This window comes from Burkholderia lata (assembly GCF_902499025.1).
In the GTDB taxonomy this organism is placed as follows: domain Bacteria; phylum Pseudomonadota; class Gammaproteobacteria; order Burkholderiales; family Burkholderiaceae; genus Burkholderia; species Burkholderia lata_C.
On record NZ_CABVPW010000083.1, the window covers coordinates 1 to 10428 of the forward strand.

A 10428-nucleotide genomic window follows, 5' to 3' on the forward strand; every position below is an offset into this window, starting at 1 on the left:
CCGCCAACCGGTAAAGCAGCCCGCCTGACGGCGGGCCACAACTGAAGTTTGAAGCAAATTGAAGATATAAGGAGACGACCATGCAGCACACCACCCACACGAGCGCCGCGCCGGCGCAGGCGTCCGGCACCGTCCGGCGCACCTCGGCGCGCTACAAGATTCTCGCGCTGCTCGCGATCGGCACGATGATCAACTATCTCGACCGCACCGTGCTGGGGGTGGCTGCGCCGCAGCTCACCAAGGAGCTCGGCATCAACGCGGCCGTGATGGGCATCATGTTTTCCGCGTTTTCGTGGACGTACGTGGCGGCACAGGTGCCGGGCGGCCTCTTTCTCGACCGTTTCGGCAGCAAGGTCACCTATTACTGGTCGATGACGCTGTGGTCGCTGTGCACGTTCCTGCAGGGCTTCGTGCCCGGCGTCGCGACGCTGCTCGCCTGTCGTCTCGGCCTGGGTGTCGCGGAGGCGCCGTGCTTCCCGACCAACAGCCGCGTCGTCGCGACGTGGTTCCCGCAGAACGAGCGCGCGATGGCGACGGGTACCTACACCGTCGGCGAGTACATCGGCCTTGCGTTCTTCAGCCCGGTGCTGTTCGCGCTGATGGGCGCGTTCGGCTGGCGCTCGCTGTTCTGGGTCGTCGGGGCGGTCGGTATCGTGTTCGGCCTGGTCTGGTGGAAGTTCTATTACGAGCCGCGCAATCATCCGGGCGCGAATTCGGAGGAACTGGCCTATATCGAGGCGGGCGGCGGCCTGGTGCACGGCGTGCGCAAGGACGGTGACAAAGGCGGCAAGGGCGAGCAGAAGTCGTTCAGCTGGGCGATGGCCGGCAAGCTGCTGAAGAAGCGCCAGCTCGCGGGTATCTGCCTCGGTCAGTTCGCCGGCAACTCGACGCTCGTGTTCTTCCTGACCTGGTTCCCGACCTACCTCGCCACCGAGCGCCACATGGGCTGGCTGAAGATCGGCTTCTTCGCGGTGATGCCGTTCATCGCCGCATCGGTCGGCGTGATGTTCGGCGGGATCTTCTCCGACTGGCTGCTGCGTCGCGGCAAGTCCGCGAACCTCGCGCGCAAGCTGCCGATCATCGCGGGCCTGCTGCTCGCGTCGACGATCATTCTCGCGAACTACGTGCAGAGCAACGAGGCCGTGATCGCAATCATGTCGGTCGCGTTCTTCGCGCAGGGGATGGCCGCACTCGGCTGGACGCTCGTGTCGGACATCGCGCCGGACGGCCTGCTCGGCGTCACGGGCGGCATCTTCAACTTCGCTGCGAACCTCGCCGGCATCGTCACGCCGCTCGTGGTCGGTTTCATCGTCGCGTCGACCGGGTCGTTCGTCGGTGCGCTCGTGTTCATCGGCGTGATCGCGCTCGTCGGCGCGGCGTCGTACATCTTCGTCGTCGGCGACATCAAGCGGATCGAGCTGTAAGCACCGGTTCCACGCAGATCCTGTGCGTTAGCCCGGCAGCCGCAAGGCCGCCGGGCTTTTTTCTTTGCGCGTGCCGGCGGGGGAGCCGGCTGGCATCGTGCCGCGCTTATGCGCGCTGCACCGCGATGCCGAGCGATTCGACCGCCTGCGCGATCGCCGCGACCGCGCGGCGGATATCGTTCGAGTCGATCGCGCCGATGCAGCCGACGCGGAACGTCTCGAGCTGCGTGAGCTTGCCCGGATACAGGATGAAACCCGCGTCGCGCACCGCGTCGTAGAAGCGGCGGAAATCGTAGGCCGGGTGGTCGGGCGCGTGGAACGTGACGATTACCGGCGCCTGCACGCTCGCGTCGAGGAACGGCGTGAAGCCGAGCGCGTGCATCGATTCGACCAGCGTCCGGCAGTTGTCCGCATAGCGCGCGCCGCGCGCCGGCTGGCCGCCTTCGGCGAGATATTGGTCGAGCGCGGCGCGCAGCGCGGCGATCACGTGCGTCGGCGGCGTGAAGCGCCACTGGCCCGTCTTGAGCAAGTACGCATACTGATCGTGGAGATCGAGCGCGAGCGACGGCGAGTTGCCCTCGCTCGCGTCGAGCGCTTCGCGCCGCACGATCGCGAACCCCATCCCCGGTACACCTTCGAGGCATTTGCCGCTCGCCGAGATCAGCGCATCGATGCCGCTGCCGGCCAGCGTGATCGGCAGCGCGCCGAACGAGCTCATCGCGTCGACGATCAGCCGCTTGCCGTGGCGCCGGCACACGGCGGCGATGTCGTCGAGCGGGTTCAGGATGCCGGCGCTCGTCTCCAGATGCACCTGCGCGACGTGCGTGATGCGCGGCTCGCGCGCGAACGCGGCTTCGATCGCGGCCGGATCGACGGCCGCGTCCTCGCCGAACGGCAGCGCGATCGCTTCGATACCGAGCCGGCCAAGGATCTTCAGGATGCGCGCGCAGTACGCGCCGTTGTCGGGCACCAGCACGACGCCGTTGCGCGGCACCAGCGTGCCGAGCGCCGCTTCGACCGAGAACGTGCCGCTGCCCTGCATCGGCACGCAGACGTATTCATCACCGCCGTGCGCGATCGCGACGAGATCCGCGCAGACGCTGGCCGTCAGTTGATTGAAAGCGGCGTCCCATGAGCCCCAGTCATGTTGCATTGCGTGGCGTGTTGTGGCGGACGTGGTGAGCGGGCCGGGCGTAAGAAGAATCGGGTCGGACATGGTTTTCCCTTGCAAAGGTCGGAAGAAACACCGGGCGGCATTTCTGAATGACTTGCATGATATTGGCAAAATGTGTCATTTTTTGGAAATTGCCGCATTCGTCACGGGTTTGTCATCGAACGCTGTGATCCTTCGCTTGCCGCGCGAAACCTAACCTCAGCGCGGTAGCGAGGCGGGCCGTCGATCGGCCCTGCCCGGAGATAACAGGAGAGCCGGATCGTGCCCCGGCCATTTGGTGTTCCGCCTACGGAGAAGTCAGATGACACTGCAGAAACCCTCGCGCGCCGCTGCCGGCGCGTTCCGCAAGCTTGCGCTGGCCGCCAGCGTCGCCGGTCTGATGGGCGCCGCGCTGCCCGCACATGCGGCGAGCGCGGTCGTGCTGTATACGGCAGACGGTCTCGAGAACCTCTATCGCGATGTGCTGCCGGCCTTCGAGAAGAAGGAAGGCGTCAAGGTCAACATCGTGACGGCGGGCAGCGGTGAAGTCGTCAACCGCGCGAACATCGAGAAGAATTCCCCGAAGGCCGACGTGATCGTCACGCTGCCGCCGTTCATTCAGCAAGCTGGCCAGATGGGTCTGCTGCAGCCGTACCAGAGCGTGAACTACAAGAACGTGCCGGCCATCGCGAAGGCTGAAGACGGCACGTGGGCAACGTTCGTGAACAACTACTTCTCGTTCGCGATCAACCCGGACGTCGTGAAGAACCAGCCGAAGACGTTCGGTGACCTGCTGTCGCCGGCCTACGCGGGCAAGGTTGCGTACTCGAACCCGGCCACGGCCGGCGACGGGATGGCCGTGCTGATCCTGACGACGTCGCTGATGGGCGAGGACAAGGCGTTCGACTACCTCGCGAAGCTGTCGCAGAGCGTGAAGTTCCACACGAAGGGCACGGGCTACCTGAACGTGCTGCTGTCGCGTAACGAAATCAGCGTCGCGAACGGCGACCTGCAGATGGACCTCGACGATGCCGAACACGGCGCGCTGTCCGTCAAGCCGATCTTCCTGGCCGCCAAGGAAGGCGACCAGCCGACCACGTTCCAGCTCCCGTACGGCATCGGCCTGATCAAGAGCGGCCCGAACCAGGAAGTCGGCAAGAAGCTGATCGACTACCTGATGTCGACGGAAGTGCAGTCGAAGGTGCCGGACATGTACGGCATCCCGGGCCGCACGGACGTGCCGCTGGCCGGCAAGAACGGCGAAGCGGTCAAGAAGGCGATCGCGGGCGTGAAGCTGATTCCGGTCGACTGGACCCAGGTGATGGCGAAGAAGCCGGTGTGGATCGAGCGCTGGAAGAAGGACGTGATCGGCAGCTCGGGCAAGCAGCTCGACGTCGTCAAGCCGAAGTGATCGGCGCACGCCGCCTGTATTTGTGAGCAAGAGGATGAACCCGGTGGAAACCACCCTGACCCATCCCGGCGCATTCGGCGCCGCCGAACCGCAGGCAACGCTGCGGTCCGGCGCGCCGGGCGGCGTGCAGATCGAACACCTGAGCGTGCGCTACGGCGCACGCACGGTGCTGGAAGATCTGTCGCTGTCGATCGGTGCCGGTGAATTTCTGACCGTGCTCGGCAAGAGCGGCTGCGGCAAGACCACGCTGCTGCGCTTCATCGCCGGGTTCGTGAAGGCCGACGGCCTGACCGGCACGCTGACCGTTGCCGGACGCGACCTGACCTATGCGCCGCCGCACAAGCGCAATCTCGGTCTGCTGTTCCAGAATTACGCGCTGTTCCCGCACCTGACGGTGTTCGAGAACGTTGCATTCGGGCTGCGCGCACGCGGCATGGCGTCGTCGGAAGTGACGCGCCGTGTCGCCGACGCGCTGAAGCTCGTGCAGCTCGGCGATGCGGGCCATCACCTGCCCGCGCAACTGTCGGGCGGGATGCAGCAGCGCGTCGCGCTGGCGCGCGCGCTCGTGATCGAGCCGGACGTGCTGCTCCTCGACGAGCCGCTGTCGGCGCTCGACGCCAACCTGCGTGCATCGGTGCGCAGCGAACTGAAAGCGCTGCACGAGCGCTTGCCGAACCTGACCGTCGTCTGCGTGACGCACGACCGCGACGACGCGCTGGTGCTGTCCGATCGCGCGCTGCTGATGCGCGACGGCCACATCGCGCAGCTCGGCACGCCGCAGCAGCTGTACGACGCGCCGCAGGACGGCTACGTCGCACGCTATCTCGGCCCGGCGAACCTGCTGCCGCCGCACGTGATCTTCCCGCTCGGCGATCCGCGCCACGAAGTGCGCGGCAAGGTGGCCTGCGTGCGCCCCGAGCGCCTGACCCTGATGCCGCCGGCCGCGGGCGGGTTGCACGGCACGGTGTCGTCCGTCGAATGGCAGGGCGCGGACCTGTCGATCGCGGTCACGATCGATGCGGCGCCCGACGAGCCCGTGCGCGTCACGATGCAACGCGGCCGCGGTGCGGCTCCCGAGCGCGGTGCGCGCGTTTCCCTGCATTGCGAGGCAGACGATGTCGTCCTTATCGAGCCCTGAAGCCGGCCTGCCGCCGCACGTGCTCGCGTCGGCCGCCGCGCACGCCGCCGCCGCGCGGCGCCGCAAGCGCATGGGCGACCTGCACCTGGCCGCGCTCGCGGTCATCCTGCTGGGCCCGCTCGTCGTCTATCCGCTGGTGCGGCTCGTGCTGCTGAGCGTGTCGGGCGACCACGGGCTGAGTTTCGCCGCGTACCGCACGTTCTTCGGCAACCCGGATACGCGCAGCGTGCTGCTGACGACGCTCGGCGTGCTGTTCGCGAGCGCCGGCACCGCGTCGGTGCTCGGTGTGCTGCTGGCCGCGCTGCTGTTCTTCAAGCCGTTTCCGGGCGCATCGCTCGTCACGCGCTTCCTGGAGCTGTACGTCGCGTTCCCGTCGTTCCTCGTCGCGTTCACGCTGATCTTCCTGTACGGCTCGCAAGGCTCGATCAGCATCGCGCTCCAGCACCTGTTCCATCTCGAGAATCCGCCGCTCGATTTCCTGTTCGGCATCGGCGGCGTGATCCTCGCGCAGACCGTGTTCTATACGCCGTTCGTCGTGCGGCCGACGCTCGCGTCGTTCGCGACGCTCGACCTGCGGCTGATCGAAGCCGCGCGCAGTCTCGGCGCGTCCGGCTGGATGCTGGCACGTCGCGTCGTGCTGCCGATCGCGTGGCCGGGCATCGCCGCCGGCACCGTGCTGTGCTTCCTGCTGACGTTGAACGAATTCGGGATTCTGCTCGTGCTCGGCAGCGCGCGTCTCGTGACGCTGCCGGTCGCGATCTACAGCAGCGCGACCGTCGACCTCGACCTGCCGACCGCGTCGGCCGGTGCGGTCATGATGCTCGCGCTGTCGCTGGCGCTGTATGCGGTTTATCGCCGGGTGAACCGGCGTGCGACGGGAGGGAACGATGTCCGCTGAATACCGTATCGGGCAAGCCGTGCCGCGCCACCAGATCGGCTGGGGCGACACGGTGCTCAAGCATGCGTCGCGCGCGGCGCTCGCGCTGGCCGCGTTCGCGTGCTTCTGGTTGTTCGTGTTGCCTGTTGTCGTCGTCGCGCTGTCGAGCGTGTCGACGCAGTGGTCGGGCACGATTCTGCCGGCTGGCTACAGCCTGCGCTGGTTCGAGCGGCTCGGGTCGCCGGAGTACGACGCGCTGCTGACGAGCCTGGAAATCGGCTTCGGCGTGTCGGCGGTCGGCACGATCCTCGGGCTGTGGCTTGCGCTGGCGCTCGAAGGGCGCGACCGGCGAGGCCTCGGCGCGGTGGTCGACGCGCTCGTGATGGTGCCGAACGGTGTGCCGAGCGTCGTGCTCGGGCTCGCGGTGCTGATCGCGTATCACCAGAAGCCGGTCGACCTGTCGAGTTCGGCGGCGATCGTCGTGCTCGTGCAGCTCGCGCTGATCTTGCCGTTCTGCTATCGCTGCGCGGCCGCCGCGCTGCGTCCGGAGCTGACCGTGCTGCGCGAAGCGGCGGCGAGCCTCGGTGCGCCGCCCGCGATGGTGCTGCGTCGCGTGCTGCTGCCGCAGCTCGTGCCGGCGCTGCGCGCAAGCCTCGCACTCGGCTTCGCGCTGTCGCTCGGCGAGCTCGGTGCGACGCTGACGGTTTATCCGCCCGGCTTCGCAACGGTGCCGATCGTCGTGATCGGCCAGGTGGAGCGCGGGTATTACCTGCCGGCATCGGCGCTGTCGCTGCTGATGCTCGGCGCGTCGCTCGCGGCGCTGCTGCTGATCGCTGCGCGCGTGCCGCGCGGCAAGCGGGTGGCATCATGAACGCCGCGTTCGCATTGCGCCATCCCGGTGACGCGTCGGCGTCCGGCACATCCACGGGGCTCGCGGGACGCTCCGTCGACGTCAACGGCCGGCACTACCGGCTGCCGGTCGAACCGACCGTCGTCGTCTGCGTCGACGGCTGCGAGTACGACTATCTCGAACGGGCTGTGGAAGCGGGCGTCGCGCCGTTCATCGGCCGGATGATCGCGGAAGGCACGGCCTGGCGCGCCGATTGCGTCGTGCCGACCTTCACCAACCCGAACAACCTGTCGATCGTCTGCGGCGTGCCGCCGTCGGTCCACGGGATCTGCGGCAACTACTTCTGGGATCCGGCCGCCGACGGCGGGCGCGGTGCCGAAGTGATGATGAACGACCCGGCCTATCTGCGGGCCGGCACGCTGCTCGCGGCGGCGTCCGACGCCGGTGCGCGGGTGGCCGTCGTGACGGCGAAGGACAAGCTGCGCCGGCTGCTCGGCTGGCAACTGAACGGCATCTGCTTTTCGGCCGAGAAGGCCGCGCAGGCGAATCTCGCGGAAAACGGGATCGTCGACGTGCTCGACTGGGTCGGCCTGCCGTCGCCGGACGTTTATAGCGCGGCGTTGTCCGAATTCGTGTTCGCGGCCGGCGTGCGACTTGCGCAGACGCGCCAGGTTGACCTGATGTACCTGTCGACCACCGATTACGTGCAGCACAAGTGCGAGCCGGGCAGTGCCGGCGCGAACGCGTTCTACGCGATGATGGACGGCTACCTCGCGCAGCTCGACGCACTCGGCTGGGCGATCGGGCTGACGGCCGATCACGGGATGAACGCGAAGCACGATCCGGCGACGGGCCGGCCGAACGTCATCTATCTGCAGGACGCATTCGACGGCTGGTACGGCGTGCAGGCTGCGCGCGTGATTTTGCCGATCACGGATCCGTACGTCGTGCATCACGGTGCGCTCGGCTCGTTCGCAACCATCTATCTGGCGCCGGGCGTCGACCGGGCCGAGGCGATGTGGCGTGTCGGCGGTCTCGACGGTGTCGAGCTCGTGCTCGACAACGCGGAAGCGGCTGCACGTTTCGAACTGCCGGCCGACCGGATCGGCGATCTCGTCGTGATCGGCCGCCGCGACATGACGCTCGGCACGCGCGAGCGCGAACACGATCTGTCGGGCCTCACGGTGCCGCTGCGTTCGCATGGCGGCGTATCGGAGCAGGAAGTACCGCTGCTGTTCAATCGCCGTATCGAGCCGGTCGATCCCGCGCGTCGCCCGCGCAACTTCGACGTGTTCGATTTCGTGCTGAACCGGGTCGCGACATGATGGCTCATCCCCGACACGATCACCCGGCGTTTCGCGCGGAGGCGCTGCGCTGGTGCGGCACGCGCGCGACGCGCGAACGCACGCTCGACGTGATGGACCCTTATACGGGCACGCGCGTCGGCACGGTGCCGCTGGCGAGCGTCGACGATGTGCGTGCGGCATTCGACTACGCGATGGCGTATCGGCCGCAGCTCACGCGTTACGAGCGCTCGCAGATCCTCGAACGCGCGGCCGCGCTGTTGCGCGAGCGTACCGAGGAAGCGTCCGACCTGATCACGCTCGAATCGGGCCTGTCGAAACAGGACTCCCGCTACGAGATCGGCCGCGTTGCCGATGTGCTGAAGTTCGCAGCGATCGAGGCGCTGCGCGACGACGCGCAGAGTTTCTCGTGCGACCTGACGCCCCACGGCAAGGCGCGCCGCGTGTTCTCGCAGCGGCAGCCGCTCGATGGTGTGATCGTCGCGATCACGCCGTTCAATCATCCGATGAACCAGGTGGCGCACAAGATCGCGCCGGCGATCGCGACCAACAACCGCGTGATCGTGAAGCCGTCGGAAAAGGTGCCGCTGTCGGCGTTCTACCTGGCCGACCTATTGTATGAAGCCGGGCTGCCGGAGCCGATGCTGCAGGTACTGACCGGCGATCCGCGCGAGATCGCGGACGAGCTCGTCACACATCCGCATGCGTCGCTGATTACCTTTACGGGCGGCGTGGCGATCGGCAAGGCGATTGCCGCGCGGGCCGGCTACCGCCGCATCGTGCTGGAACTGGGCGGCAACGATCCGCTGATCGTCCTCGACGATGCCGATCTCGAACGCGCGACGTCGCTGGCCGTGCTCGGCTCGTACCGGAATTCGGGCCAGCGCTGCACGGCCGTCAAGCGGATGCTGGTGCAACGCTCGATCGCGCCCGCATTCACCGAGTTGCTCGTCGAGAAGACGCGCGCATGGAAGTACGGCGATCCGTTCGATCCCGCGAACGAAATGGGCACGGTGATCGACGAGGAAGCGGCGCGGCTGTTCGAGGCGCGAGTGGAAGAGGCGGTCGCGCAGGGCGCGCGCCTGCTGACCGGCAACGTGCGGCGCGGCGCGCTGTACGCGCCGACCGTGCTCGACAACGTCGATCCGTCGATGACGATCGTGCGCGAGGAGACCTTCGGCCCGGTATCGCCGGTGATCACGTTCGACACGATCGACGACGCGATCCGGATCAGCAACGGGACGGCGTTCGGGCTGTCGTCGGGTGTCTGTACGGACAGCACGGCGGCGGTCGTGCGGTTCGTGAACGAGCTGAACGTCGGCACGGTGAATGTATGGGAAGTGCCCGGCTACCGGATCGAGCTGTCGCCGTTCGGCGGGATCAAGGATTCGGGGCTCGGTTACAAGGAAGGCGTTCAGGAGGCGATGAAGAGCTTCACGAACCTGAAGACGTTTTCGCTGCCTTGGGAGTGAATGAATGGCATTGACGGTGGAAGAGATCCACGGGCTGTATCGCGAGCATGGCCATGTGGCCTATAGCGGCGAGCCGGTCACGCAGCTCGAGCATGCGTTGCAGAGCGGATTGCTGGCGGAAGAGGCCGAGGCTGACGAAGCGCTGGTCGCGGCCGCGTTCCTGCATGACCTCGGGCATCTGCTGAATCGCCAGGGCGAGACGCCGAGCGCGCGCGGGATCGACGATCTGCATCAGTATTACGTGCTGCCGTTCCTGCGGCCGCTGTTTTCCGACGCGGTGCTGGAGCCGATCCGGCTGCACGTCGACGCGAAGCGCTGCCTGTGCCGCACGGACGCCGGCTACTTCGAGAGCCTGTCGCCGGACTCGGTGCGCAGCCTCGGGCTGCAGGGCGGCATCTTCAGCGAAGAGGAGACGGCGGCGTTCCTGCAGCGTCCGTTCGCGGAGGACGCGCTGCGTCTGCGCCGCTGGGACGATACGGCGAAGGAAGAGGGCAAGGTGACGCCGGATCTCGATCACTATATGGAGATCGTCGCGCGCCAGGTACGCGCGGCCTGACGGTTCGGCTGCTTCTATATAAGGCTCCGCACGCGGCAGCGTGCGGAGCCTTATATTTTTTTGAGAAACCCCTTGCGCAGATCGAAGAGGCTGCCTACAATCACGCCTCTTTCGCGCTAACGGAAACGCGGTGCGGAAGAGGGAAGCAGGGCTGGTGGTGTGCTGAAGTCTGGAGCGCGCAGCTGGCCTGGAAGTTGAGCCCCGCAGTCGCAACGATGTAGTGAAAAAAGTTGTTGACGAGCT

At 67.0% G+C, this 10428-nt stretch carries 9 protein-coding genes; 8 read left to right on the forward strand and 1 reads right to left on the reverse strand.

Annotated elements, in window-relative coordinates:
* Positions 1-80 precede the first annotated feature (80 nt).
* On the forward strand, positions 81-1424 hold the full coding sequence (locus tag BDI24065_RS40240) for an MFS transporter (protein WP_175035855.1): 1344 nt from the start codon (positions 81-83) through the stop codon (positions 1422-1424).
* Positions 1425-1530: 106 nt separating this feature from the next.
* Here BDI24065_RS40240 and BDI24065_RS40245 read toward each other — a convergent pair whose 3' ends face one another.
* A complete protein-coding gene (locus BDI24065_RS40245) occupies positions 1531-2640 on the reverse strand; it encodes a 2-aminoethylphosphonate--pyruvate transaminase (protein ID WP_175035856.1) in 1110 nt (369 codons plus the stop codon).
* Between the two features lie 259 nt (positions 2641-2899).
* Between BDI24065_RS40245 and phnS the strand changes: the two genes are divergently transcribed.
* From phnS to BDI24065_RS40280, 7 genes are read left to right on the forward strand one after another with little or no spacing between them, the layout of a single operon-like run.
* Positions 2900-3988 (forward strand): 2-aminoethylphosphonate ABC transporter substrate-binding protein, encoded by a 1089-nt coding sequence (gene phnS, locus BDI24065_RS40250; protein ID WP_175035857.1) that lies wholly within the window; start codon positions 2900-2902, stop codon positions 3986-3988.
* Positions 3989-4022: 34 nt separating this feature from the next.
* Positions 4023-5126 (forward strand): 2-aminoethylphosphonate ABC transport system ATP-binding subunit PhnT, encoded by a 1104-nt coding sequence (gene phnT, locus BDI24065_RS40255; RefSeq protein ID WP_011353963.1) that lies wholly within the window; start codon positions 4023-4025, stop codon positions 5124-5126.
* A complete protein-coding gene (locus BDI24065_RS40260; RefSeq protein WP_175035858.1) occupies positions 5104-6024 on the forward strand; it encodes a 2-aminoethylphosphonate ABC transporter permease subunit in 921 nt (306 codons plus the stop codon). Before phnT ends, BDI24065_RS40260 begins: the two co-directional genes overlap by 23 nt.
* Positions 6014-6874, forward strand: coding sequence for a 2-aminoethylphosphonate ABC transport system, membrane component PhnV (gene phnV / locus BDI24065_RS40265; protein WP_175035859.1), 861 nt, complete (start codon positions 6014-6016; stop codon positions 6872-6874). Before BDI24065_RS40260 ends, phnV begins: the two co-directional genes overlap by 11 nt.
* Positions 6871-8178, forward strand: a complete 1308-nt coding sequence (phnA, locus tag BDI24065_RS40270) for a phosphonoacetate hydrolase (RefSeq protein WP_175035860.1) — start codon at positions 6871-6873, stop codon at positions 8176-8178. The genes phnV and phnA overlap by 4 nt, the downstream gene beginning before the upstream one ends.
* A complete protein-coding gene (gene phnY, locus BDI24065_RS40275; protein ID WP_175035861.1) occupies positions 8175-9629 on the forward strand; it encodes a phosphonoacetaldehyde dehydrogenase in 1455 nt (484 codons plus the stop codon). The genes phnA and phnY overlap by 4 nt, the downstream gene beginning before the upstream one ends.
* 4 nt (positions 9630-9633) lie before the next feature.
* Positions 9634-10185: a phosphonate degradation HD-domain oxygenase gene (locus BDI24065_RS40280; RefSeq protein WP_175035862.1), complete on the forward strand. Its 552-nt coding sequence runs from the start codon at positions 9634-9636 to the stop codon at positions 10183-10185.
* Positions 10186-10428: the final 243 nt, after the last annotated feature.

Excerpts from the sequence above, each read along its gene's own strand:
- BDI24065_RS40280 (WP_175035862.1), top strand. The coding sequence starts at position 9,634 with ATGGCATTGACGGTGGAAGAGATCCACGGGCTGTATCGCGAGCATGGC.
- BDI24065_RS40245 (WP_175035856.1), bottom strand. The coding sequence starts at position 2,640 with ATGTCCGACCCGATTCTTCTTACGCCCGGCCCGCTCACCACGTCCGCC.
- BDI24065_RS40260 (WP_175035858.1), top strand. The coding sequence starts at position 5,104 with ATGTCGTCCTTATCGAGCCCTGAAGCCGGCCTGCCGCCGCACGTGCTC.
- phnS (WP_175035857.1), top strand. The coding sequence starts at position 2,900 with ATGACACTGCAGAAACCCTCGCGCGCCGCTGCCGGCGCGTTCCGCAAG.
- BDI24065_RS40240 (WP_175035855.1), top strand. The coding sequence starts at position 81 with ATGCAGCACACCACCCACACGAGCGCCGCGCCGGCGCAGGCGTCCGGC.
- phnY (WP_175035861.1), top strand. The coding sequence starts at position 8,175 with ATGATGGCTCATCCCCGACACGATCACCCGGCGTTTCGCGCGGAGGCG.
- phnT (WP_011353963.1), top strand. The coding sequence starts at position 4,023 with ATGAACCCGGTGGAAACCACCCTGACCCATCCCGGCGCATTCGGCGCC.
- phnV (WP_175035859.1), top strand. The coding sequence starts at position 6,014 with ATGTCCGCTGAATACCGTATCGGGCAAGCCGTGCCGCGCCACCAGATC.
- phnA (WP_175035860.1), top strand. The coding sequence starts at position 6,871 with ATGAACGCCGCGTTCGCATTGCGCCATCCCGGTGACGCGTCGGCGTCC.